At 49.5% G+C, this 26,298-nt stretch carries 19 protein-coding genes; 12 read left to right on the top strand and 7 right to left on the bottom strand.

The features are described 5' to 3' along the window. Window positions 1-233 precede the first annotated feature (233 nt). A complete protein-coding gene (locus tag GVI43_RS00565) occupies window positions 234-1,538 on the top strand; it encodes an NAD(P)/FAD-dependent oxidoreductase (protein ID WP_159564360.1) in 1,305 nt (434 codons plus the stop codon). 423 nt (window positions 1,539-1,961) lie between these two features. On the opposite strand, the gene mfd is transcribed toward GVI43_RS00565, so the two are convergent. After that, on the bottom strand, window positions 1,962-5,408 hold the full coding sequence (mfd, locus tag GVI43_RS00560; protein ID WP_159564358.1) for a transcription-repair coupling factor: 3,447 nt from the start codon (window positions 5,406-5,408) through the stop codon (window positions 1,962-1,964). Between the two features lie 451 nt (window positions 5,409-5,859). Between mfd and lolC the strand changes: the two genes are divergently transcribed. The 8 genes from lolC to GVI43_RS00520 all read left to right on the top strand — a co-directional run bounded on the left by lolC (window position 5,860) and on the right by GVI43_RS00520 (window position 14,937). Further along, window positions 5,860-7,062, top strand: coding sequence for a lipoprotein-releasing ABC transporter permease subunit LolC (lolC, locus tag GVI43_RS00555; protein WP_159564356.1), 1,203 nt, complete (start codon window positions 5,860-5,862; stop codon window positions 7,060-7,062). Then, window positions 7,055-7,759, top strand: coding sequence for a lipoprotein-releasing ABC transporter ATP-binding protein LolD (lolD, locus tag GVI43_RS00550; RefSeq protein WP_159564354.1), 705 nt, complete (start codon window positions 7,055-7,057; stop codon window positions 7,757-7,759). Before lolC ends, lolD begins: the two co-directional genes overlap by 8 nt. After that, complete coding sequence (gene lolE, locus GVI43_RS00545; protein ID WP_159564352.1) at window positions 7,759-9,012, top strand: lipoprotein-releasing ABC transporter permease subunit LolE; 1,254 nt, start codon at window positions 7,759-7,761, stop codon at window positions 9,010-9,012. Before lolD ends, lolE begins: the two co-directional genes overlap by 1 nt. A 43-nt stretch (window positions 9,013-9,055) precedes the next feature. After that, entirely contained in the window at window positions 9,056-9,967 is a 912-nt protein-coding gene (gene nagK / locus GVI43_RS00540) for an N-acetylglucosamine kinase (RefSeq protein ID WP_159564350.1), read from the top strand. 116 nt (window positions 9,968-10,083) lie between these two features. Continuing rightward, window positions 10,084-10,914 carry a Sir2 family NAD+-dependent deacetylase gene (cobB, locus tag GVI43_RS00535; protein WP_159564348.1) on the top strand — a complete coding sequence of 277 codons (831 nt, stop codon included), beginning with the start codon at window positions 10,084-10,086 and terminating at the stop codon, window positions 10,912-10,914. A gap of 250 nt (window positions 10,915-11,164) precedes the next feature. Further along, window positions 11,165-11,398: a hypothetical protein gene (locus GVI43_RS00530; RefSeq protein ID WP_159564346.1), complete on the top strand. Its 234-nt coding sequence runs from the start codon at window positions 11,165-11,167 to the stop codon at window positions 11,396-11,398. A gap of 127 nt (window positions 11,399-11,525) precedes the next feature. After that, entirely contained in the window at window positions 11,526-12,824 is a 1,299-nt protein-coding gene (locus GVI43_RS00525) for an HlyD family secretion protein (RefSeq protein WP_159564344.1), read from the top strand. After that, window positions 12,817-14,937: a peptidase domain-containing ABC transporter gene (locus tag GVI43_RS00520; RefSeq protein WP_159564342.1), complete on the top strand. Its 2,121-nt coding sequence runs from the start codon at window positions 12,817-12,819 to the stop codon at window positions 14,935-14,937. The genes GVI43_RS00525 and GVI43_RS00520 overlap by 8 nt, the downstream gene beginning before the upstream one ends. Before the next feature lie 143 nt (window positions 14,938-15,080). Here the strand turns inward: GVI43_RS00520 and GVI43_RS00515 are convergent, their stop codons facing one another. From GVI43_RS00515 to potA, 6 genes are all read right to left on the bottom strand, one after another. Next, the gene (locus tag GVI43_RS00515) at window positions 15,081-15,263 is read right to left on the bottom strand and encodes a hypothetical protein (protein WP_159564340.1); all 183 of its coding nucleotides are present in this window, start codon (window positions 15,261-15,263) and stop codon (window positions 15,081-15,083) included. 482 nt (window positions 15,264-15,745) lie between these two features. Continuing rightward, entirely contained in the window at window positions 15,746-16,987 is a 1,242-nt protein-coding gene (locus GVI43_RS00510; RefSeq protein ID WP_159564338.1) for a Zn-dependent hydrolase, read from the bottom strand. 502 nt (window positions 16,988-17,489) lie between these two features. Beyond that, on the bottom strand, window positions 17,490-18,530 hold the full coding sequence (locus tag GVI43_RS00505; protein WP_159564336.1) for an extracellular solute-binding protein: 1,041 nt from the start codon (window positions 18,528-18,530) through the stop codon (window positions 17,490-17,492). 77 nt (window positions 18,531-18,607) lie between these two features. Beyond that, window positions 18,608-19,384 carry a spermidine/putrescine ABC transporter permease PotC gene (potC, locus tag GVI43_RS00500; RefSeq protein WP_159564334.1) on the bottom strand — a complete coding sequence of 259 codons (777 nt, stop codon included), beginning with the start codon at window positions 19,382-19,384 and terminating at the stop codon, window positions 18,608-18,610. Further along, entirely contained in the window at window positions 19,381-20,253 is an 873-nt protein-coding gene (potB, locus tag GVI43_RS00495; protein ID WP_159564332.1) for a spermidine/putrescine ABC transporter permease PotB, read from the bottom strand. Before potB ends, potC begins: the two co-directional genes overlap by 4 nt. Next, the gene (gene potA / locus GVI43_RS00490) at window positions 20,240-21,352 is read right to left on the bottom strand and encodes a spermidine/putrescine ABC transporter ATP-binding protein PotA (RefSeq protein WP_159564330.1); all 1,113 of its coding nucleotides are present in this window, start codon (window positions 21,350-21,352) and stop codon (window positions 20,240-20,242) included. The genes potB and potA overlap by 14 nt, the downstream gene beginning before the upstream one ends. A gap of 371 nt (window positions 21,353-21,723) precedes the next feature. Here potA and pepT point away from each other — a divergent pair, with 371 nt between their 5' ends. The 3 genes from pepT to dppB all read left to right on the top strand — a co-directional run bounded on the left by pepT (window position 21,724) and on the right by dppB (window position 26,297). Next, window positions 21,724-22,962, top strand: a complete 1,239-nt coding sequence (gene pepT, locus GVI43_RS00485) for a peptidase T (RefSeq protein WP_159564328.1) — start codon at window positions 21,724-21,726, stop codon at window positions 22,960-22,962. A 483-nt stretch (window positions 22,963-23,445) separates the two neighbouring features. Further along, a complete protein-coding gene (gene dppA / locus GVI43_RS00480; RefSeq protein WP_159564326.1) occupies window positions 23,446-25,038 on the top strand; it encodes a dipeptide ABC transporter periplasmic-binding protein DppA in 1,593 nt (530 codons plus the stop codon). 239 nt (window positions 25,039-25,277) lie between these two features. Continuing rightward, window positions 25,278-26,297, top strand: a complete 1,020-nt coding sequence (gene dppB / locus GVI43_RS00475) for a dipeptide ABC transporter permease DppB (RefSeq protein ID WP_159565045.1) — start codon at window positions 25,278-25,280, stop codon at window positions 26,295-26,297. Window position 26,298 lies beyond the last annotated feature (1 nt).

Below are 26,298 nucleotides of genomic sequence, written 5' to 3'. Positions count from 1 at the left end.
AAATAAAAACGCTGATATCTTCCGGTATCAGCGTTTTTTTGCCTCAAATTCTATTTATTAATCGACATAAATTGCCAAAAATTGATATATATCAATTTTGGTATAACCACATGTCCAATTATGATAATCTGGCGTTAATTTTTTGGAGGGATTAAGTTAACTTCATGTTCTTACAAGTTATTCATTCAATCCCTTGCTAAGGTCTTTGGTTTATTTTTAGTGAGATAACGCTGATGGGAAATGAAATGAAAAAGATTGTTATCGTTGGTGGCGGTGCCGGTGGGCTTGAACTGGCGACCAGCCTAGGTAAAAAGCTGGGGCGCAGAAAAAAGGCTGAAATCATTCTGGTCGATCGTAACCATAGCCATCTCTGGAAACCGTTGCTGCATGAAGTCGCTACCGGAGCCTTAGATGAGGGTATCGATTCGTTAAGCTATTTAGCGCACGCCCGGAATAACGGTTTTCATTTCCAGCTCGGCTCATTGGTTGACCTGAACCGTGAAGAGAAAGTGATTCACCTTGCTCGGATCGATGATGAGAAGGGCGAACAGCTGGTGCCTGAGCGCCATATTGCCTACGATATTCTGGTAATGGCCTTAGGCAGCGTGTCTAATGACTTTGGCACCCCGGGCGTTAGAGAAAACTGTATCTATCTGGATAATCCAAAGCAGGCGCAGCTGTTTCACAATAAAATGCTCAACCTGTTTTTGAAGTTCTCTTCCCACTCAAACGATGAAGCGCGCATTAATATTGCCATTGTGGGCGGTGGTGCCACCGGCGTTGAGCTTTCAGCTGAACTGCACAATGCGGTAAAACAGCTGCACAGCTATGGCTATCAAGGGCTGGATAACAATGCGTTAAACGTAACGTTGGTTGAAGCCGGTGAGCGTATCTTACCCGCCTTGCCGGTAAGAATTTCCTCTTCTGCTCAGCAAGAGCTGATTAATCTTGGCGTTAACGTACAGACTCAGACCATGGTGACCAGCGCTGACGCAAACGGCCTACACACTAAAAACGGCGATTACATTCAGGCCGATCTGATGGTATGGGCTGCAGGTATTAAAGCGCCTGACTTGATGAAACAGCTGGCCGGGCTAGAAACTAACCGCATCAATCAGTTAGTCGTTGGTCCGACCTTACAAACTAGCCGCGATCCGTCGATTTTTGCATTAGGCGACTGCGCCAATTGCACGCAGGAAAACGGAACGCCGGTTCCTCCTCGAGCTCAGGCTGCGCATCAAATGGCGAGCCTGTGCCATAGCAATATTCTGGCTTTGTTAAACGGACAGCCGCTGAAAAGCTACCGTTATACCGACCACGGTTCGCTGGTTTCCCTGTCGAAATACAGCACGGTGGGTAGCCTGATGGGGAATTTAACCCGAGGCTCAATGATGATTGAAGGCCGGCTGGCCCGTCTGGCGTATATATCGTTGTATCGTATGCATCAGGTGGCGACGATTGGATATATTAAGACTGGGTTGATGATGTTAGTGGGGAGTATTAATCGGATCATCCGGCCGAAATTGAAGCTTCACTAATAAGGTTATTTTAGGGTGACTCTAGATCGGTTCGGTGTAATGTTCGGTCGCTAAATGTGAGGTGGTCCCATCACCCGCAATACACGCGACCGAGGGCAATTCCCCATAAATAATTCCCTGCCTGTTTGCTGTTGACCTCCCAGCGAGCGTACGAATGTTGCCGAAGGAAGAAAAAAGGTAGCACGTCCCGCAGGGATGCGGGACGAGGTACGGCCGCGTCGGGAACGCGTCCGTACCGGTGCGTTAAGCCTTTTTTCTGATTGAGGTTGCCGCAGCAACGCTGCGGTCAACATACGGTGCGGGGGCGCAGGTCAAGGAGGCGCGCCTACGCCTCCTTGTCGGTTGCGTGTGTCGCGGGTAATGGAATCGATCCGCGTTTAGCGACCGAATATTTCACCGTATTTATCCGGGGTCACCCTATATTTATCGCTTTAATTGATGCTCTTCAAACTGCTTCAGCAGCGAATTAACAAACGCCAGCCGCTTAGGCCGATCGGTGAGATCGACGTTAAACTTGAGCTTACTCGGGCCGTCAAGGCGATAACACTGCGGTTGCTGCTGGAGCAGGCCAATTAGGTACATCGGGTCGACGCTGTTCTTCTGATTAAACTCGATAAAACCGCCTTTTTCATTGCCTTCGATACGCTTAATACCCATTGCTTTAGCCTGCTGGCGCATAGCCGCCGCCTGCAACAGGTTACGGGCGGCGTCGGGAAGGGTGCCGAAACGGTCAATCAGTTCGATTTTCAGCTCATCCAGCTCTGATGCCGTTGGGGCGCTGGCGATCCGCTTGTAGAACGAAAGCCGGGTATTAACGTCGGGAATATAGTCATCGGGTAGCAGCGCGGGAACCCGCAGTTCAACCTCAACCTGATTAACCGTCAAATCGTCTAATGACGGCTCACGGCCTTCTTTCAGTGCGTCAACGGCGCTTTCCAGCAGCTCCATATACAAAGAGAAACCGATGGTGGTTATCTGGCCGCTTTGGTCGTCGCCCAGCAGTTCACCGGCACCGCGAATTTCTAAATCGTGAGTCGCCAGCGCAAACCCGGCGCCTAGGTCTTCCAATGACGCTACCGCTTCAAGCCGTTTCACGGCGTCGGTGGTCATCGCTTTTGGATGCGGCGTAAGCAAATAGGCATAGGCTTGATGGTGCGAACGACCAACCCGCCCGCGTAGCTGATGAAGCTGAGCTAGGCCGAATTTGTCGGCCCGTTCCATAATAATGGTGTTGGCGTTGGGAATATCGATACCCGTTTCAATGATGGTGGTACACACCAGCACGTTATAGCGCTGGTGGTGAAAGTCTGACATTACCCGCTCAAGGTCGCGCTCGTGCATCTGACCGTGGCCAATGGCAACCCGGGCTTCCGGTACCAGTTTGGCTAAATGCTCGGCGGCTTTATTAATGCTGGCTACGTCATTATACAAATAGTAAACCTGACCGCCGCGCAGCACTTCGCGCAGGATCGCTTCACGAATAATCAGATCGTCATATTCGCGCACGAAGGTTTTTACCGCTAAACGGCGGGCTGGCGGGGTGGCGATAATGGAGAGATCGCGCATGCCGCTCATTGCCATATTCAGCGTTCTCGGAATCGGCGTTGCCGTTAGGGTCAGTATGTCGACGTTGGCGCGCATGGCTTTGATTTGCTCTTTTTGACGAACCCCGAACCGGTGCTCTTCATCGACAATCAACAGCCCCAAGTCTTTCCAGCGTAAATCACTTTGCAACAGCTTATGGGTGCCGATCAGGATATCGACTTTCCCTTCGACGGTTGCTTCCAGAACCTGTTGCTGCTCTTTGGCACTGCGAAAACGAGACATCACCTCAATGCGCACCGGCCAGTTGGCAAAGCGATCGCGGAAGTTATCATAATGCTGCTGAGCAAGCAGGGTGGTCGGCACTAAAATCGCCACCTGTTTGGTATTGATCACTGCAACAAACGCTGCGCGCATCGCCACCTCGGTTTTACCAAAGCCAACGTCACCGCACACTAAGCGGTCCATGGCGTTGGCCCGGCACATATCGCCCAGCACGGCGCCAATGGCATTAGTCTGGTCCAGCGTCGGCTCGTAAGGGAAGGTTTCACAGAATTGCTGATACTGCTCCCGATCCTGCCTGAAGGCAAAGCCCGGTTTGGCTTCGCGACGGGCATAAATATCCAGCAGTTCGGCGGCCACATCGCGCACTTTTTCAGCGGCCTTCTGGCGGGCCTTAGTCCAGGTTTCACCGCCTAACTTATGCAGCGGCGCATTCTCTTCAGCACCGCCGGAGTAGCGGCTGATAAGGTGCAGGGAAGAGACCGGAACGTACAGTTTATCTTCACCGGCATAGGTCAAAATTAAGTATTCAGCCTTAATGCCGCCGGCTTCTAGGCTGGTTAAACCGGCATAACGGCCTACGCCGTGTTCTAAGTGGACCACCGGCTGGCCAGGTTTTAATTCGGCCAAGTTGCGAATGAGCGTGTCGGTATTAATCGCCCGACGGTTGTCCTGACGGCGAATAACCCGTTCGCCTAATAGATCGCTTTCGCAAATGACCGCCGTCTGGCTTTGGTTATCCAGAAAACCGTGCTCACAGGCGCCAATCATTAGGTACTGGCCCGGCCGTTCAGCCTGTTCCAGCTTATTAATTAACGTGGGTTTTAACTTTATCCGCGCCAGCAACTCTTGTAGCGTTTCACGACGGCCTTCGGTCTCTACCGAGAAGATAATCCTGCCGCTGAAGCTTTCGACAAAACGGCGCAGGTTATCTAACGGCGACTTATTCTGATGCTGAACGGCTAAGTCCGGCAGCGCTTGATAATCTAAATTTTGGCTACCGGTCTTTTTGGTTACGGTGTCACTATTCAGCTGAATTCGCGGCCAGTTTTTTAACTCGGCAAATAGCTGGTCGACGCGCAGCCAAAGGGCTTCCGGCGGCAGGATCGGGCGCATTGGATCAACGCGGCGGTTCTCGAAACGTTGGGAGGCGTCAAGCCAGAATCGCTCGGCCGAGGCTTCGATATCACCCAGGCTGATTAACAAGGTATTTTTCGGTAAATAGCTGAACAGCGCCGGAAGCGGTTGGCTGAAAAACAGTGGCTGCCAATATTCAATGCCCGCAGGCCACGTGCCTTTACTGACCTGTTGATAAACGTGCTCAGCGTCGCGCCGCACGTCAAACTGCTCACGCCACTGGCTGCGAAACAGCTCAATAGCGGCTTTGTCGGTAGGAAACTCATGGGCCGGTAGCAAGTTAATGCGGTCGACTTCATTGAGCGTGCGCTGTGTATCAACGTCAAACAGCCGGATGCTGTCGATTTCATCATCAAAGAAGTCTAAACGATAGGGTTCTTCACTGCCCATAGGGAACAGATCCAACAGGGCTCCCCGGGTGGCAAATTCGCCGTGTTCCAGCACCTGATCCACCGCCCGATATCCGGCCTGCTCAAGCTGCGATCTTAGCGTTTCTCTGGACAGGCGATCGCCTTTTTTCGCCACCAGCGCATAGCCCATCAGGAATGAATGCGGGCAAACTTTCTGCATTAAGGTGTTGACCGGCAGGATCATGACACCGTTTTGCAGTTGAGGCAGTTGGTACAGGCTGGATAACCGCGAAGAAACGATCTCCTGATGGGGAGAAAAACTGTCGTACGGTAAGGTTTCCCAATCTGGCAGGGCGGTGACGGTTTTATCAGTAAACTGGCCCAGCTCATCGTTCAGGCGCAAGGCCTGTTGCATATCTGAGGCGATCAGCATCACCGGGCCGTTGTGCCGGTTAATGATTTCGGCACTGATAAGCGCGATTGATGAACCATATAGCTGACCTAGCTGACGTAGGTCGCCTGAACGTTCAGGCAGGGTAAAACGGTGTTGAAGGGACATAAGTTTATATACAATCTCTTTATTCGGCAGGAACTTAGGCTTTGTCCCATTCCAATCTGATTCAAATTATGTAACGCTACGCGCGCAATAAACGCTAACGCCGCTCAGTGTCTATGAACGTATTTTAATCTAACCGCTTAGAATTGTCCGGTTAAATGAGTAAAATCAGCACGATGAGCAGGCTAATTTGGCATTGATAATAGAAATATTACGGGATAGCTGCTTAATAGTTCCATTAAGCCAAGCGACCCTTTATTATCCTTGAACGCTGTAGCTTAGCAATATACCCTTCGGACTTGAAGTTGTCACAGCGTTAGCGATGCTTATTCACCCGCTGGCTGCGCGGCTCCAATTATTCTGGGAATAACAGCGCTATTTTAATCACTGGCAGAGTCGCTTATGGCATGATTTTTCTGCAATAAGCGCCCATAAAAAGAGTAAACAGATCTTAATGTATCAGCCCGTCGCATTATATATAGGTCTGCGCTACATGCGCGGGCGAGCTTCAGACCGCTTCAGCCAGTTCGTCTCCTGGCTTTCCACTATCGGCATTACGCTGGGGGTCATGGCGTTAGTCACCGTTCTTTCGGTGATGAACGGTTTTGAGCAGGAGCTAGAAAATAACATTTTGGGGCTGATGCCGCAGGCGTTAGTCACAACCCAAGACGGGCAGCTTAATCCTCAGGAATTCTCCTCCGCGTCGCTAAATCAGCTACCGGGCGTCACTCGCGTAGCGCCATTAACCACCGGTGACGTTATTTTGCAAAGTGCCAAAGGCCTCTCCGTTGGCGTGATGCTGGGCGTAAATCCGCAGGATAACGACCCGTTGGCCAAATACGTTTATGCTGGCAGCATGTCTCAGCTAAGCTCCGGTGGCTATAACGCGATTTTGGGCGATAAGCTGGCTGAACAGCTAGGCATTAAGATCGGTGACAATATCCGCCTTATGGTGACCGGCGCCAGCCAGTTTACCCCCATGGGGCGCATTCCCAGCCAGCGCCTGTTTACCGTGGTAGGAACCTTTTCTGCCGGCAGTGAGGTCGACAGCAACCAGCTACTGGTTAACCAGCAGGATGCCTCGCGCCTATTGCGCTATACCGCTGGCAACGTCAGCGGCTGGCGTTTATATATGGCTAAGCCGCTGGAGGTGATAGCACTGAGCCAGCAGCCGCTGCCGAACGGTCTGATAATGAAAGACTGGCGCGATCGCAAGGGCGAACTGTTTCAGGCCGTCAGAATGGAAAAAAACATGATGGGGCTGCTTATTGGCCTGATCATTGCGGTTGCCGCGTTTAACATTATTACCTCTTTGGGCCTGCTGGTGATGGAAAAGCAGGGTGAAGTGGCCATTTTGAAAACGCTGGGGTTAAAACGCCGCCAGATTATGAGCATCTTTGTGGTACAGGGAGCCAGCGCCGGGGTTATCGGCGCACTATTGGGCTCGCTGTTCGGACTATTACTGTCTAAAAATCTCAATTTGCTGATGCCATTTATTGGTAAGTCGATCGCAGGCGTTGCTCTGCCGGTCGTAATTGACTACACCCAGGTTATTGTCATTGCTTTGTTCTCCATGGGCATTGCACTTCTTTCTACGCTTTATCCGTCATGGCGCGCCGCCGCCGTTCAACCCGCCGAGGCTTTACGCTATGAATAATTCTTTGTTACTGCAATGTGCCGATCTTTGCAAAACTTATCAGGAAGGTAAGTTAAAAACCGAAGTATTAAAAAACGTGGCGTTTTCCATGCAGCCCGGTGAACTGATGGCGATAGTGGGCAGCTCCGGTTCGGGTAAAAGCACGTTATTACATCTGTTGGGCGGGCTGGATGCGCCGACCTCCGGCGACGTTATTTTTAAAGGCCGTTCCATCAGCGCCATGAACTCGGGCGACAAGGCCGATTTACGCAATACTCAACTGGGCTTCATCTACCAGTTCCACCACCTTTTGCCTGACTTTACCGCGCTGGAAAATACCGCCATGCCGCTGATGATTGGTCAGGTAAAACCGTCAGAAGCGCAGGATCGCGCCCGTCAGATGTTAGCCGCCGTTGGCCTTGAACATCGGGCCGCTCATCGCCCGTCTGAGCTGTCAGGCGGCGAGCGGCAGCGGGTAGCCATTGCCCGGGCATTGGTGAATAATCCGGCGTTAGTGCTGGCCGATGAGCCAACCGGAAACCTTGACCAACGCACTGCCGATAGCATTTTTGAACTGTTGGGCAACCTGAACCGTCAGCAAGGTACCGCTTTCTTAGTGGTCACTCATGACCTGAAACTGGCCCGGCGCCTCGACAGACAGCTTGAAATGCGCGACGGGCACCTTAACCAGCACGCCATGATGCTGGAGGCCGAGTAATGTCCGCCGTGCCTCTATCGTTAAAGATTGCTTTACGCTTTAGCCGTGGCCGCCGCCGTAGCGGTATGGTTTCGCTGATTTCGGTGATTTCCACCATTGGTATTGCATTGGGCGTAGCGGTATTAATTATTGGCCTGAGCGCCATGAACGGCTTTGAGCGCGAGTTAAAAAACCGCATTCTGGCCGTGGTGCCTCACGGTGAAGTAGAGCCCGTCGATCAGCCGTTTAACGACTGGCCGCAGGCGAAAGAACGAATCGAAAAAGCCAACGGCGTTGAAGCCGCTGCGCCATACATTCTGTTTACCGGGCTGGTTGAGAGTGGCGTTCAGCTCAGGGCTATTCAGGTTCGCGGCGTTCAGCCAGAGCATGAGCAGCAACTCAGCGCGTTGCCGCAGTTTGTGCTTAACGGCGCATGGCAACAGTTTAAACCCGGTGAGCAGCAGCTGATTTTGGGTAAAGGCATTGCCGACGAGCTGAACGTTAAGCAGGGGGATTGGGTGACGGTGATGATCCCCAATAACGACCCAACCGGCGAAATGAAAATTGGTCAGCCTAAGCGTATTCGCCTGCACGTAACCGGCATTCTGCAGCTGAGCGGCGTACTTGACCATAGCTTTGGCATGGTTCCTCTGAGCGATGCTCAACAGTATTTAGATATGGGTGACAGTGTCACGGGTATTGCGTTTAAAGCAAGCGACGTCTTTTCAGCCAACGTGGTGGCTAAAAATGCGGTAAACGCCAGCGGCAAATACGCTTACTACCGCAGTTGGATCTCGACCTATGGCTTTATGTACCGCGATATTCAGTTAATCCGCAGCATTATGTATTTAGCCATGATTCTGGTGATTGGCGTTGCCTGCTTTAACATCGTTTCTACGCTGGTGATGGCGGTTAAAGATAAGAGTGCCGACATTGCCGTGTTGCGTACCTTGGGTGCCAAAGACCGGTTGATCCGCTCGGTGTTTATTTGGTATGGCCTGATGGCCGGCCTGATCGGCAGCGTCAGCGGCGTTGTGGTGGGTATTATTGTTTCTCTACAGTTAACTAATATTATTAAGATGATTGAAAATTTGGTGGGCCATCACTTCCTGTCGGGTGGCGTTTATTTTATCGACTTTTTGCCGTCTGAATTACGGGCGTTTGACGTGGTTAGCGTATTAGTTACCGCCATTATTTTGAGCCTGTTAGCCAGCTGGTATCCGGCCCGGCGAGCAAGCCGGATTGATCCAGCAAGAGTGTTGAGCGGGCAGTAAAGACGCTTCATCAACGACGCCTGATATTTTGGAGGAACGCGCGATGTATTACGGTTTTGATGTGGGGGGAACCAAGATTGAGTTTGGTGCCTTTGATGCAGACCACAATCGGTTAATTCAAAAGCGGGTTCCAACCCCCCGGGACGATTATCAGGCGCTGTTGGATGTGATTGCGCAACTGACGCTTGATGCGGACTCAGAGCTTGGCAGTCAGGGAAAGATCGGTATCGGTATTCCGGGCATGCCCGATAGCGAAACCGGAGCGCTGTTTACCGCCAATGTGCCTGCCGCAATGGGAAAACCGCTGGCGGCCGATTTAGAAAAACGGCTTAATCGCCCGATTCGTATTGATAACGATGCCAACTGTTTTGCTTTGTCTGAAGCATGGGACGGCGAGTTTCGCCAATACCCCAGCGTGCTGGGCATTATTTTAGGTACCGGCGTGGGCGGTGGTCTGATAATTAACGGTAAGATTTTTACCGGTAAAAGCTATATTGCCGGTGAGTTTGGCCACTTAAGGCTGCCGGTCGACGGGCTAGATATTCTTGGCCGGGACATTCCCCGAGTTCACTGCGGCTGCGGCCACGACGGCTGTATCGAAAACTATATTTCAGGGCGCGGTTTTGAGTGGGTCTATAACCACTTTTACCAACAGGCACTACCGGCCAAGGTTATCATTGAACGCTATCGGGCCGGTGAGGTGAAAGCCGTTGAGCACGTTGAGCGCTTTTTAGATCTTCTGGCCGTTTGTCTGGCTAATATCCTAACGATTATTGATCCTCATCTGGTGGTGATTGGCGGAGGATTATCAAATTTCGATGAGATGTATCCTCTGCTGCCCGAAAAGATTAAGCCGCATCTGCTCAGCGTAGCCAAAGTTCCTCGCATTGAGAAAGCGCGCTGGGGCGATTCCGGCGGCGTTCGCGGCGCTGCCTTCCTCAACTTATTGGACTGAGCTATACCCTAATCATGTAAGGCAGCAGGCTAGGGGCAACAAACGCCGCCGCGCTTTTTCGTGATAAATTCAGGTACCGATTTTAATTCCGGGCAACCAACAAGGAGTTTGCCGTTATGCGAGTTCATCGCCGTTTGTTTAGTTCACAAACGAAACACTTTCGCCATCAGCGCCGCCGTATGCGCTATTTTCACTCCGGATTGTTTTCAGCCTGTGAGCAGGAGAAAGAGGACAAAATGCCGTCGGTTGTGGTTCTGACCGGTGCCGGTATTTCCGCTGAGTCCGGCATTCGTACTTTTCGCGCCTCCGATGGCCTGTGGGAAGATCATAAAGTTGATGAGGTTGCGACCCCTGAAGGGTTTGAAGCCAATCCTGAACTGGTTCAGACATTCTATAACGCTCGTCGCCGTCAGCTGTTTCAGCCCGATATCTGCCCGAATGACGCTCATAAAGCGTTAGCCAGGCTAGAAGGGGTGCTGGGTAACAAGTTTTTGTTGGTCACCCAAAACGTAGATAACCTACATGAACGGGCCGGCAATTTGCGGGTCATTCATATGCACGGTGAGTTACTCAAAGTGCGCTGTACTCTGTCAGGGAAGGTTACCGAGTGGCGCGGCGATTTGACGGTTAACGATGGCTGTAGCTGCTGCCCGACTCCTCAGCCTATGCGCCCGCATATCGTATGGTTTGGTGAAATGCCGCTGGAAATGGCGACTATTAGTCAGGCGATTGCCGAGGCCGACTATTTTATTGCCATCGGCACCTCGGGTAACGTTTATCCGGCCGCCGGTTTTGTTCGCAGCGCCCGCCTGTACGGTGCTCATACGGTTGAGCTGAATCTGGAACCAAGCCAGATTGGTAGCGCTTTTGCTGAAAAACACTATGGTCTGGCCAGTCACGTCGTACCGGAGTTTATTGAGCGAGCGTTTTTGTCAGCGGCGGTATAAGTGTTGGGCTATATTCAGGAAGCACCAGAACCTGAATATAGCTGCTGAATTATTTGCTGAGAAGTTATAAGGAATATTGCGATCGGGCTAAGAATTTAAAATAAAGATTACGGTAATTTATAAGCGCCAAGATAGAGTGTGAAATTAATCAGAATATAATCATTCTTGGAATAGAGGTGCTATAAGCTCTTCTTTTTCTTTTGATTTTTAGGTGGTAAAAATTAATTTCCGATCAATAAGGATATAAGTTATGCGTGATTTAAGTCAGAACGAAATTGAGATGGTGTCTGGATCTGGTTCGCAGTCTAATCTTGGTCAAACACAAAAGTCTACAGTCAGTTGGGTATATGTCAGTAACGTTGAAGGCGATTTTGCTAAGCAGTTTGAATATATATTAAAAGCCATCGGCGATGCTTTTATTAAAATAGGCGGCATTCTTAACTATTACTCTAACTTATTTACCCTACCGGGCAGTCCTAAATAAGTTATTAAGGCTCATGGCCAGATTTATTATTCATGGCTTCACTGATTATTCGGGAAGCCATATTTTATTTCCTATTCAATTATTATGACTACTCTTGTTATAACTACTCTGGATATCATTTTCGCTAATGACTAATGCACCGGTTCGCCTTTTCCGCCAAGAGGTCATTGACCATAATAAAAACGTCTGGCTGGGCAAAATAACCCTGATTAGCCGGATCCCTGCTTGGGTAATTGCGTTGTTCTCGCTTTTTGTCTTGGTTGCCTTTTTGCTTTTTCTTATTTTTGGCAGCTTTATTCGGCGGGTAAACGTTGCCGGAGAGGCGATTATCTACCCTCATCCGGTTGAGGTTTTTGCTGCATATCCGGGCATCGTTGAGAAAAGCTTCATTGAGGTTGGCAGTCGGGTTAACAAGGGGCAAAAGCTGTATCAGATTGATATGTCACGAGTGACGAGTTCCGGTAATGCCAGCCAGAAAGACGTAGAAACCATTAGCCAGCAGCTTGCTAAAAATCAGGACGTGATTAATAAGCTGACTGCCAGTAAGCAGGAAACCATTACCAACCTAAAACACCAGCTCGATTATTACCAAAAGGCTTATCAACAGTCCCGTTCGGTTTTGGCCGACTCGCTGTTGGCAACCAGCGATATGGAAAAAACGCTGTCAGAATATAGCCGATACATCAAGTCAGGTTTGATCACCAAAGACCAATTGAATAACCAACGCTATATGTATCAGCAACAGCAGAGTGTGTATAACAACCTGTATGCACAAAATACCGGTAACGCCCTTCAGCTGATTAATATACAAAGTGAAATAGCCGTTAAGTCGGCGGAGTTTGACAATCAAATTTCACAAAGCGAATCGCAGCGGGAGAGCCTAAAGCGTGAGTATTCCGATGCTGAAGTAAAAGGTGGCCTTGTTATCACTTCGCCGATGGAGGGTAAAATTGAAAGCATGGTGGTCACCGAGGGGCAGATGGTCAATACCGGCGACACCATGGTGCAAATTGCCCGCGAGCAAAGCAGGGCGGCGTATTTGGTATTTTGGCTGCCAAACGACGCATTGCCTTTTGTCAGGCCGGGAGAACCGGTCAACGTTCGTTATGATGCCTTTCCGTTTGAGAAATTTGGCCAGTTTCCCGCCGAAGTTGTCTCGGTATCGTCCATTCCTGCTTCGGTACATGAGCTTAATAGCTATAAGAATAGCCCGCTAAATAGCGACCGTACCCATATCGCCTCTTACTACAAAACCATCGTGAAGCTGGATCGAGAAACGCTCTCTTATGCCGACGGTGAACTTAACGTTTCCAGCGGTATGAAGGCTCAGGCTACCTTCTTTCTTGAAAGCAGGCCGCTCTATCAGTGGATGCTCTCTCCGCTATATAAAATCAACCACAGCATGACGGGGCCGTTAAGTGAGTAAGCAAGCGCCGATATCTATTGTTCATCGCCTGAATTTAGGCTTTCGCCGTCGGTTACCGCAAATTCTCCAGTCAGAGGCCTCTGAATGCGGGCTGGCCTGTCTGGCAATGATTGCGGGTTACTACCGTTTTAATGTGGATATGGTGAGCCTGAGGCATCAGTATCGGCTTTCGTCTCAGGGCAGTAATCTTAAACAGCTGATGGACGTGGCTTCGTCGCTGAATTTTAAATCCCGAGGGGTAAGGTTAGAGCTCAATGAGCTGGGTAAGCTAAAAACCCCCTGCATGCTGCATTGGGATTTGTGCCATTTTGTGGTGTTGGTGTCGGTCGGACGCAAGGGGATAGTGATACAGGATCCGGCACTGGGCAGGCGAAAGCTCAGTTTTAACAGCGCATCGGGCCACTTTACCGGCGTGGCTATGGAGATGTGGCCTGCGGCCAACTTCGAGCCGAAAGAGGCGCGCCAGCGTTTAAAACTCTCTTCGTTACTGGGTAATATGGCCGGTTTTAAGCCATTTTTAGTCAAAATATTCTCGTTGTCGCTGGTGATTGAAGCTATCAACCTGCTGCTGCCGGTGGGCACTCAGCTGGTGATGGACCACGTGATTATCGCGAAAGACTACGACCTGCTGGCGCTAATTTCGCTGGGGCTGCTGTTTTTTATTCTGTTCAGAACGCTGGTTGGCATGTTCAGGGCATGGATAACGCTGGCGATTAATTCGATGATTAATATTCAGTGGTGTAATCAGCTGTTTGAGCACCTGATTCGATTGCCGCTGGACTATTTTGAAAAAAGGAAGCAGGGCGATATACAGTCCCGGTTCTTCTCGTTAGACATGCTGCGCAACGTCTTCACCACCAGCATCGTCAATACGGTTATCGACGGCATTATGACCGTCGGCCTGCTGATTATGATGTGGCTATACGGCGGTTGGCTGGTGTGGGTGGTCGTCGGCTTTATGGCAGTCTACGTACTGATGCGGCTGGCGACCTATCGGCTTTACCGGCAGATATCCGAGGAGCAAATTGTTAACGATGCCCGGGTGACCTCCCACTTTATGGAAACCCTTTACGGCATGGGAACGATTAAAGCGCTTAACCTTACCCGCATCCGTTCCGCCCACTGGATAAATTTGAAAGTGGATGCCATCAACAGCGGCATTCGTATTACTAAGTTCGATATGCTGTTTGGCGGTGCCAGTTCGCTGATATCGACCGTCGATCAGGTGCTGATTCTTTGGCTGGGTGCAGGTCTGGTGATTGAGGGGTCTCTGTCGCTCGGTATGTTTGTGGCCTTTAACGCCTATCGCGGCGAGTTTTCTGCCCGCACGGTTAATTTAGTCAATACGCTGCTTCAGCTGAGAATGCTGACGCTACACGGCGAGAGGGTGGCCGATATCGCCCTGACCAAGGCCGAACCCGAAAGCCCGTTGATTAACCTGTTTGACCAGCATCAGTCAGTTTCCCTGAGCGCCAAGGATATTGTATTTCAATATGACGCCTTTTCTCGCCCGATTTTTAGCGGGTTGGACGTTAACATTGCGGCAGGAGAAAGCGTGGCGCTGGTTGGGTACTCTGGCGTAGGAAAAACCACGTTAATGAAAATTCTCTCCGGCCTGACCAAGCCCGATAGCGGTAGCGTGTTTGTTAACCATTTGGATATTCATAAAGTAGGAATTGATAACTATCGTCGCCATATTGCCTGCGTATTGCAGGATGACAAACTGTTTGCCGGAACTATCGAGGAGAATATTGCCGGGTTTGACGGTGAGATGGATCATGAGTATGTGGTTTATTGCGCTCAGCTTAGCCATATTCATCATGAGATTATGGCGATGCCGATGGGGTATCAGACTCTACTAGGCGAGCTGGGGGGCAGCGTTTCAGGCGGGCAACGCCAGCGGCTGCTGATCGCCAGAGCGCTTTACCGACGGCCGAAGATTTTATTTTTGGACGAAGCGACCAGCCACTTGGATATTGATAATGAAGCTAAAATTAATCAGGCAATTTCCGAGCTGAACATTACTCGGGTGATCATTGCCCATCGGCCCTCGACAATAGCCTCTGCCGATAGGGTTATTCAGATTGGTGATGATGCTATGGGTGGGGAGTGAGGCGTTGAGTGAGGTAAGTAAAAACCGGCTTTCGCCGGTTTGATGTTGCTGACAAGGGGACCTAATTGGATTTCAGCGTAATTTTCGTCCGTATAATCAATATCGGAATATTTGTTTTCCCTAGCGGCCGAGGGGCAATAAGCTTATTCATGTTCAGTTCCCGTACACAGCAAAAACCGAAGCGCGCTCTGCTTTTCCAATAGAATAAAGGTGATGGTTTCTTTCAGCGCCGAATGTTCAACTACCGACAATATATAAGTCAGGGCCAAGCATTGCTCTGACAGTTCTGCCGTATTCAGTTGGCTATTATCGATTAGCTCAAGCATGGGATCTTCCTCCCATAAATTGAGAGTAACGAACTGAAACTAAACATAGAATTTTCGAGGCAGATCGACTATTCGATAAAAAATCCCGTGTGAATTGAGGGCGAGTTTGAGTATGCTGTTTCGCAGCCATGATGTTACTCCTGTTAACGTTGTGGTTAGAAACCCCGTTAGTGTTGTCGCACTGCGGGGTTTTGCCTGTTGTGCCAAAATTAGCGCAAAGCAACTGTATGGATATGCAGCGAAAGGGTCAATTGGCCGGTGCGCTATTTCGCGCGAAAATTTGAAATTGTGGAAATAGATCGCAAAAAGGACCATTTAGTACCAAGGAAATATTTGGCTGATGGCGATAGTGCAGTAAGTATGATTTTTTGATGATAGTAAGAATCTACTTCATATATAAAGTAATGCCGATCGTCCAAAATATTTTGAACGATCGGCATTCCACCCATAGTGTGTGGTTTCAGGCCGTTAATTAATCACCGTCAACCATCCGCCAATTCCCCCAGCGCCTGCTGAAGAATCTCCGCCGCCAGAATCACGTCGTCAAACTCACTGTATTCATCCGGGTGGTGGCTTACGCCGTCTTTAGACGGAATAAACAGCATACCGGCAGGGAAGTCTTGTGCCATGTACATGGTGTCGTGGCCTGCGCCGCTCATCATGGTGGTGAACGGAACGCCTCTTTCCTGACAGATGCGTTCTAAGCGATGAACAATATCGCTGGTCATCAGCACCGGCATATCGTTTGCTAACTCTGCGACGTTAATTGCCACATCCTGCACGGCCTTGGCGTGTTCAACGGAGGCGAAGAACTTGGCGACTACGCGGTCAACGCTGGCTTTATCTACGCCACGGATATCGACATAGAAAGTCACATCACCCGGGATCACGTTAATGGCGTTTGGCGTCACGTCTAGGCGGCCTACGGTACCGACCGTGCCGTAGGCTGATTCATAGCCCGCAGCGCTGTTAATATCGGTAATAATGCCTGCGCTGGCGACTAATGCATCGTGGCGTTGGCACATCGGCGTTGCGCCGGAATGGTCTGCATGACCGTGAACGTCCACTTTATAACGACAGGGTGCAGCGATGCCGTTAACTACGCCAATGCGCTTTTGCTGATGCTCAAGCACTTTGCCTTGTTCAATGTGAACTTCTATAAAGCCGTCGAAATAGTTTGCCGGTAAGCGGCATTGATCGAGCTTCGCGCTTTGGTATCCGCAGTTGTCCAGCACCTGCTGGATATTATTGCCTTCGCTGTCAACGTTTTTAGCCCATTTAGCCAAGTCGGCCTGACCCGACATCACTTTGCTGGCCATACAGGCGAAGCCAAAGCGGCTCGACTCTTCAGCCCGAAAGATAACCAGCTCAAGGGAACGCTTAAGCTGCCGTGGCTTAAACTGGGAGATAGCATACAGGCCAGCAATCACACCGATCACGCCGTCAAAGGCACCGCCCTGTGGTACAGAGTCAATATGCGATCCGGTACCGATAGCGGGCAGTTCAGGATTTTTCCCCGGCAGGCGAGCAAAAACGTTGCCCATCATATCTTGGCGAACCTGTAGCCCCATGGCCTGCATCCTGTCGATCATCAGCCTATGGGCCTGTTCGTCTTCTTTGGAGTAGGCTAAGCGGGTAATCCCCGGCGTAGAATCATTTACGCGAAAGGCGGTAATTTGTTCAAATAGATCGAGTGCTGACCGTTTGGTTAATGCTTGAACCATTCCAAATATCCTCGTGTTATCCGCGATGGGTGCAGGGTGAGCCTTAAGTAATTAACGCTGCCAGTATCAGTTATATCAGGAAAAGCTAATCGAAATAAACCCACACATGTGAAACACTGTAAGTCATTTGGCTGCTGCGTAAGCTTCGTGCGCAAATAGAATAATGTCGTCTTACCTTGTCGTCATCCCGGCGAAAGCCGGGACCCAGATTTTAGCTAACATATTTGCACGTGGCTTAAAGACTGGACCCCTGCTTTCGCCGGGGTGATGACGGGGAGGGACCGATGATAGTCAAGCAGATTACCATTTCAAGCATGTTGATAAGCCGAATAAACGCTGGCCTTCGGCCGCTCGAAAATGGTTATATTCTGATGCCGCCTTTGTGGACGAAACCTACGCAGCATCAGATATAAACTCTATTTCTAAGCGCCAATATGCAAAAAGGGAAAGCCCAGCTCGGCTTTCCCTTTCGATTATTACAACGGTTAACTCAAGCTCTGCGTTAGCCGCCGGCCTTTAGGTTCTGAAACAGCGTCTCATAGAGCAACCCGGCTTCGCCAACCGAACCTTGCCAGTGGCCGTTCATGATTGTTTCTTCATCCGGATAGAGGGATTTATCCTCAGTCAGAGATTTAGGCAGTAGCTTTTTGGCTTCGCGATTTGGCGTTGGGTAACCAATTTCATTGGCGATTTTTGCCGCCACTTCAGGGCGCAGTAAATAATCGATAAGCTTCAAAGCGCCTTCAACGTTCTTGGCGTTAGACGGGATCGCCATACTGTCCATCCACAGCACCGCGCCTTCTTTCGGCCAGATATACTGCAAATGCACGCCTTCTTGGCGGGCCATATACGATGAACCGTTCCACAGCATACCAATATCAATATCGCCTTCAATATACGGGTTAGCCGGGGCATCGGAGTTAAATACCACTACGTTTGGCATCAGCTTACGCAGCTCTTCGTAAGCCTCTTTGATTTGCTGAGGATCGGTGGTATTAATCGAATAGCCGAGCTTAGCTAACGCAATCGGGAACACTTCACGGGCGTCGTCCAGAATCAAAATGCGATCTCTGAAGCGTTCATCCCATAGACTTGCCCAACTGGTCACGGTTTTTGGATCGATAACGTCGGTATTCACCGCAATACCGGTTGCTCCCCAAGTGTAAGGAATTGACCATTCATTGGTCGGATCAAACGCCTTAGACTGTAGAGCTGGGTCGATATTTTTGAAATTTTTAAGCTTACTGGTATCAATCTTTTGGATCATACCTTCATCGCGCATACGCGCCACGAAATAGGCGGAAGGCACCACTAAATCATAAGCGCCTTCTTTATAGGTTTTCAGCTTGGTATACATGGTGTCAATCGACTCAAAGGATGAGTTGATAACCTTAATACCGGTCTCTTTGGTGAAGTCGTCCATTAGCCCGGGTGGAACGTATTCAGACCAGTTGTAGAAATAGACAACGTCTTTGTCCGCGTGGGCCATACCGATGGAGAGCATCATTGCTCCGGCGGCGAGCAGGTGAGACCACTTTTTCATTCAGGGTATCTCCTTAAAAGGGAGCAGGTAGCTAATGATACCGGGGTTTAACGGTTAAACCCCGGCACCTATTTGGTTTATTTGGTGTTACGATCGCGCAGCACAAGCTGGCTGGCTAACACCAGTATCAGCGAGAACACCATCATGATGGTGGCCAGTGCGTTCACTTCAGGCGACATACCGACTTTCACCATTGAGTAAATCTTCAACGGTAATATTTCGTACGTTGGCCCGGTAACAAATGAAGAGACCACCACGTCGTCCATCGATAGCGTGAAGCTTAACAACCAGCCGGCAACCACCGCAGGCATAGCGATTGGCAGAATGATTTTACGTAGAATAGTAAATTCTGATGCGCCTAAATCACGGGCGGCTTCCAGCATTCTGACGTCAAACCCTTTTAGCCGTGAATAAACGGTAATCACCACAAAAGGCAGGCAGAAGGTGATGTGAGCCAGCATCAGCGACCAAAAGCCTAGCGACAGGCCAAGCAGCATATACAGCGCCAACAGGGAGATTGCCATTACGATATCCGGCGACATCATCACCACAAACAGCATGCCGCTGACAAAGTGCTTACCGCGGAACTGATAGCGATATAGCGCTACGGCAGTCAGCGACCCAATCAGGGTGGCAAAGGTGGCTGAAAACGTGGCTATCACCACCGAGTGGCCGGCCGCCTGTAACAGGCTGTCGTTGTTGTACAATATTTCATACCACTGGGTGGTAAAACTATTCCAGGTAACGCCGTATTTAGCGGAGTTAAACGAATTAACGATCAGTATCAGGATCGGAATATACAAAAAGGCATAAACGGCGGTCATAAAGCCGCCACGGAACAGGCGTCCTATCATTCCAGCTCATCCTTCCGGTTAAGTAACTTACTGACGCGATAATAAATATACAGCATGAAACCCATGATAATGGTCAGACAGATACTGGTAGCAGCACCGAACGGCCAGTCGCGTAGTCTCAGGAACTGATTTTTAATAATATTACCGACTAATAAGTTTTTAGCGCCGCCCAGCAGATCGGCAATGTAAAACATGCCCATAGCCGGAAGCAGAACTAATAAACAGCCCGCAATGATGCCCGGCATGGTTAACGGAATAATCACCCGAGTGAAGGTTTGGAACTTTCTTGCGCCAAGGTCTCTGGCCGCTTCAAGATAGGTCTTATCCAGTTTTTCAATGCTGGAATAGAGCGGCAGTACCATAAACGGCAGCAGAATATAGACCAGACCAATAATAACCGCTTGCTGAGAGTACATAATGCGCAATGGTTCGTCGATTAGACCGAGGCCCAACAGAATCTGATTTAACACGCCTTTGGTACTGATAAAAATTTTCAGCCCATAGGTACGGATCAGAGAGTTAGTCCAGAATGGAATAATCAGCAAAAACAGCATAATGGGCTGAGTGCGCTTGGGCATACTGGCAATGCAGTAGGCAAACGGATAACCGATAAGCAGACAGAAGAAGGTTGCGATCAGCGCCATATTCAGCGAGTGCAACATCACCTGTGCATACATCGGATCAAATAACCGGGCGTAGTTATCCAGGCTAAATACCAGCGAGATTAAGTTGGCATCGTCGCGGGTAAGAAAGCTGGTGCCGACGATCATCAGGTTAGGTACAAAAACGAACAGTACTAACCATGAAACGATGACCGTAATGGCAAACTTCTGAAACAGCTTACGCTGCGACGGTTTATATGCCTTCATCTGCCAGCACCACCTCCCAACGTTCAGACCAGGTTACGGCAACTTTGTGATCTAATGAGTGATCAACGTCCGGGTCGTCTTCGTTGAAGAATTCGCTGATCATCACCATTTTGCCGTTTTCTAATTCGACAACCGAGTCCAGCATCATGCCTTTATAGTTGTGCTCACGAATGTAGCCAACTAAGCCATCAACTTCCTGACCTTCTTTAACGGCGACGACCGTCAGGTCTTCAGGACGAAGCAATACTTTTACTTTGTCGCCCGGATTAACGTCCAGTTCGGTCAAAATACCGCACTCGCGGCCTTCGACGTTAGCCAGAACGCGTTTCTCATCCAGACGATTAATGATGGTTGCGTCAAACACGTTGATTTCGCCGATAAAGCGGGCGACAAACATGTTTTTCGGCTCTTCATAAATTTCACGCGGTGTGCCGTCTTGTTCAATGCGTCCATTGCGCATTACAACGATACGGTCCGACATGGTCAGGGCTTCTTCCTGATCGTGGGTAACAAACACGAAGGTGATGCCTAGCTGGCGTTGCAAAGACTGGAGCTCGCTTTGCATCTGTTTACGCAGCTTATAGTCCAGTGCAGACAGTGATTCATCCAGCAACAGAACTTTTGGCTTATTGACAACCGCACGGGCAATGGCAATTCGCTGCTGTTGACCACCGGAAAGCTGATGCGGTTTACGTTGGGCGAATGCGTCCAACTGCACCATTTTCAGCGCTTCCATTACGCGAGGCGTAATTTGGTCAGCCGGCACTTTTTGCATCCGCAGGCCAAAGGCCACGTTGTCAAAAATGTTCATATGCGGGAATAACGCATAGCTCTGGAACACCGTATTAACGTGACGTTGTTCAGCTGGCTGATGAGTAATATCCTGATTGGTTAGCAAGATCTGGCCGTCATCGACGGTTTCTAAGCCGGCAATTAAACGAAGAACGGTGGTTTTGCCACAGCCAGAAGGGCCAAGGATTGTCAGGAACTCGCCATCATTAATGGTTAAATTAAATTGGCTTATGATGTCGCGGCCATCAAACGCTTTACGCACGTTTTTTAGTTCGACAACCGGTAAAGACGAAGAGTTATCAGTCATTTAATTTCGCTACTCTATCCCGTAAAGTAAGGCAGATAGAACCACCACTGGAAAAGACTGCAGGAATAAACATTAGTGTAGCCGTTTATTCGAAACCAGTGGCCCCATTCATTTTTTAATGACCGCGGATAATAGACCTTGCCGTCAATAAATGAAAGCCTAATTAGCCGTTTAATCGCTCTTTTTTTTATCAATAATAAATTTAAGGTTAACAATAAGTTGCTAAAAAGATGAGCGTAAGGATCTAATATGACTATATTATGCATTATTTCCTTTCAATATCATGTAAAAGCGATTTAAAACTGACCTGACGCAATATTTAATGTGACGCTACCCGCATAATGAAGGTTGAATATTTGAGGGGATGAGAGATGGATAAATTACTGGATCGCTTTTTTCATTATGTGTCTTTTGACACCCAATCAAGAGCAAATGCCCGTCAGGTACCGAGTACGGAAGGGCAGATGGCTCTGGCAAAGGCATTACAGCGCGAGCTTAAAGAAATGGGCATGGAAGACATTGTATTGAGCGAGACCGGTTGTTTAATGGCGACGTTACCGTCTAACGTCGACTGGCCTGTTCCTAGCGTTGGTTTTTTGGCCCATATGGATACTTCTCCAGAGATTTCGGGAAAAGGGGTCAGGCCTCAGATCGTTGAGAACTACCGCGGTGGTGATATCGCACTGGGCATCGGCGACGAAGTGCTATCGCCGGTCATGTTCCCCGTTTTACACCAGCTCCTTGGCCAAACGTTAATTACCAGCGATGGTAAAACGCTGTTAGGCGCTGACAATAAGGCCGGTATTGCTGAAATCCTTACCGCCATCGCTCGGCTTAAAGCCAGCGATAAACCGCACGGTGATATTCGCATTGCGTTTACCGCAGACGAAGAAGTCGGTAAAGGGATGAAGAATTTCGATGTGCAACAGTTTGGCGCTCAGTGGGCTTATACCATAGACGGCGGCGGAGTCGGTGAGCTGGAGTGTGAAAACTTTAATGCGGCGCTGGCGACGGTAAAAATTGTCGGTAATGCGGTGCATATCGGCAAGGCGAAAGGGGTGATGGTTAGTGCGCTAAGCCTGGCAGCCCGTTTTCAGCAAGCGTTGCCGGTGTTGGAATCGCCGGAGCACACTGAAGGTTATGAAGGCTTTTATCATCTAAATTCCATGCGCGGTAGCGTTGACTATGCGGAAATGACCTATGCCATTCGTGACTTTGAGCGCGACGGGTTTGAAAAACGTAAAAGAACGCTGATTGACGTCGCGAAGCAGGTGGGCGATGGGCTACACCGCGATTGCCATATCGAAGTGAATATCAAAGATCTGTATTACAACATGCGGGATCCGGTGGCTAAATATCCGCATGTCACTGAAATTGCCAAGCAGGCAATGATTGATAATCAGATCGAGCCGAAAGTCGAACCTATTCGCGGAGGCACTGACGGCGCGATACTCTCCCATATGGGGCTGCCTTGTCCGAACCTGTTTTCCGGCGGTTACAATCCGCATAGTAAACACGAGTTTGTGACGGTGGAAGGCATGGAGAAAGCGGTGTCGGTGATTGTCAGAATTGCCGAATTAACCGCCGAATATGCCAAAAACGCGAAATAGCGGTTAGAACCGCGCTGTCGCTGAGTTTAAAGGCCTGTAGTGACGTTGTCACTGCGGGCCTTTAATTTATCTATCGGTAGTGAAGGCTAAGCGGGCTGAAAGTGTGATGAATTGCAGACTTTTAAAAGTTTCTTAAGCTCTTACGCTTAGAATCTTCTCCTCTCTACGATATAAAAATCAAAATCTAGCTAAATAATTTCATTAAATCCCATGTAATTACCAATGAACGGTTTTTAAGTTTAATTGTGTGCGGTTTCTAATGTGATTATTTTGTTTGGTCTCCAATCTTATGGGTTTGTCTTTTCTTACTATACTCCGTTGGCGTAAATGTTAATGAAATGTTCGTTTAAGCGATGGGTATTTGGCGTTGAAATTCTGAATGGAACTCACCAAACGGAATAACGCCAGCGATATCAGGACCTGTCATTAACCCGACTGCATACACAGCCAGCACACAACGTCCTATTACCGTGGGAGTTTATAATGAAAAAGAAGTTACTCAATCTGAGTATTGGCCTAGCAGCGCTTGGCATGGTGGCCGCAGCGCAGGCGAATACTCTGGTCTATTGTTCTGAGGGTTCTCCTGAAGGCTTTAGCCCACAGCTATACACCAGCGGAACCTCGTTTGATGCCAGCTCGGTACCGATTTATAACCGGTTAGTGGAGTTTAAAATTGGTGGCACTGAAACCATCCCCGGACTGGCTGAAAAGTGGGAAGTAAGTCCGGACGGTAAAACCTATACCTTTCATTTGCGTCAGGGAGTGAAGTTCCAGAGTAATAAGATCTTTACGCCTACTCGCGATTTTAACGCTGACGATGTGGTGTTTTCGTTTATGCGTCAGAAAGATGATAGCCATCCGTACCACAAAGTCTCTGGCGGTAACTACGCCTACTTTGGCGATATGGGCATGAAAGACCTGATTCAAACCGTAGAAAAAGTCGATGACCACACGGTTAAAATCATTCTGACTCGTCCGGAAGCGCCGTTTATTGCCGATATCGCGATGGACTTTGCCTCTATTTTCTCTGCCGAATACGCTGACGCCATGATGAAAGCCGGTACGCCAGAGCAGATTGACCTCGTGCCGATTGGCACCGGTCCGTTTGAACTGGTGCAATACCAGAAAGACGCCCGCATTTTGTACAAATCATTTGATAACTACTGGGGCACTAAGCCAAAAATCGATCGCTTAGTTTTCTCTATTACGCCCGATGCCTCGGTGCGTTATGCCAAAATTCAGAAGAATGAATGTCAGGTAATGCCGTACCCAAATCCGGCCGATCTGGAAAAAATGAAGAAGGACAAAGATATTGTTCTGCAGCAGAAAGCCGGGCTGAATATTGGCTATCTCTCGTTCAATATGACCAAAAAGCCGCTGGATAATCTGAAAGTTCGTCAGGCATTAAGCATGGCGGTGAATAAAAAATCGATTATTGACGCGGTATTCCAAGGGGCCGGTCAACCGGCTAAAAACCTGATCCCACCGACAATGTGGTCCTATAACGATGCCGTTCAGGATTACGCCTACGATCCGGCGCGCGCCAAAGAGCTGTTGAAGGAAGCCGGACTGGCCGATGGTTTTACCATCGATTTGTGGGCTATGCCGGTTCAGCGCCCGTATAACCCAAATGCCCGCCGGATGGCTGAGATGATTCAGTCTGACTGGGCGGCGATTGGCGTGAAAGCCAACATTGTGACCTACGAGTGGGGTGAGTACCTCAAGCGTTCCAAAAACGGTGAACACCAGACCATGTTGATTGGCTGGACCGGCGACAATGGGGATCCGGATAACTTCTTCGCTACGCTGTTTAGCTGTGCGGCAGCTAAAGACGGCTCCAACTATTCACGCTGGTGCTATAAGCCGTTTGAAGACTTGATTCAAAAAGCCCGGGTTGAATCCGATCACGACAAACGCATCGAGCTTTATAAACAGGCTCAGGTTGTGATGCACGATCAGGCTCCGGCGCTGATGATTGCGCATTCCACGGTTTCAGAGCCGGTGCGCACCGAGGTTAAAGGCTATGTGATCGACGGCCGCAAGCACTCTTTTGCTACGGTGGAAGTGGCTAAGTAAGCTGTTTGATGTCAGCCCCGTGGTGGAAATTGTCATCACGGGGTATTGATTGGTTCTGCGTATGTTTCGTCGCTATTGATGTATTGACCGGCTCTATTGTTCCCCAGCGGCGAGAGACCGATGCTTTATCAGTTGACTGATATCAGGCTCAGGGTTAGCGCTAAGAACGGGGGGGATAGCGTCACCGGCGAACGAAATTTCGCGATGGCTGAATGATAATAATTATTGAGATTGCCATTATGCTGCAATTTATTCTCCGACGTTTCGGACTGATTATTCCGACTTTTATTGGGATCACGCTGCTGAGCTTTGCGTTTATTCATTTAATTCCCGGCGATCCGGTGATGATTATGGCCGGCGAGCGCGGGATTTCGGCTGAACGTCATGCTCAGGTTATGGCGCAGCTTGGTTTAGATAAACCGCTTTATGAGCAATACCTTCACTATATCGGTAATTTACTACGCGGTGACTTAGGGGTATCGATTAATACCCGAATTCCCGTGTGGGATGAGTTTGTTCCGCGCTTTATGGCGACCACCGAACTGGGCTTCTGTGCCATGCTGTTTGCTATTGCGGTCGGTATCCCCGTCGGGGTTCTGGCGGCGGTTAAACGCGGTTCAGTGTTTGATCACGTATCCGTTAGCCTCTCGCTTACCGGTTATTCCATGCCGATTTTTTGGTGGGGAATGATGCTGATTATGCTGGTATCTGTGCACCTCAATCTCACGCCGGTTTCCGGGCGGATCAGCGACTATATATTTCTTGATACCAGCAAGCCACTGACCGGGCTGATGCTGATTGATACGCTACTGTATGGTGACGCGGGTGATTTTTGGGATGCGGTGCACCACTTGATTTTACCTGCGCTGGTGCTTGGCACCATTCCTTTAGCGGTCATTGTACGTATGACCCGCTCTTCGATGCTGGAAGTGCTCGGCGAGGATTATATTCGTACCGCACGGGCCAAAGGGCTTAGCCGCCTACGGGTGATTATTGTGCACGCGCTGCGCAATGCGCTACTGCCGGTAGTGACCATTATCGGCTTGCAAATTGGTACTTTATTGGCCGGTGCCATTCTGACCGAAACCATATTTTCCTGGCCGGGACTCGGGCGCTGGCTGGTTGATAGCCTGCAGCGCCGTGATTATCCGGTGATACAGGGTGGCGTATTTCTGGTTGCTACCATGATTATTGTGATTAATCTGTTGGTCGACTTGCTCTACGGCGTGGTTAACCCGCGTATCCGTTATAGAAAATAAG

It is taken from the genome of Budvicia diplopodorum, assembly GCF_009800925.1.
Lineage (GTDB): Bacteria > Pseudomonadota > Gammaproteobacteria > Enterobacterales > Enterobacteriaceae > Budvicia > Budvicia diplopodorum.
The sequence above is the reverse complement of the archived record's forward strand: the minus strand, read 5'-3'. Positions and strand labels throughout refer to the sequence as shown.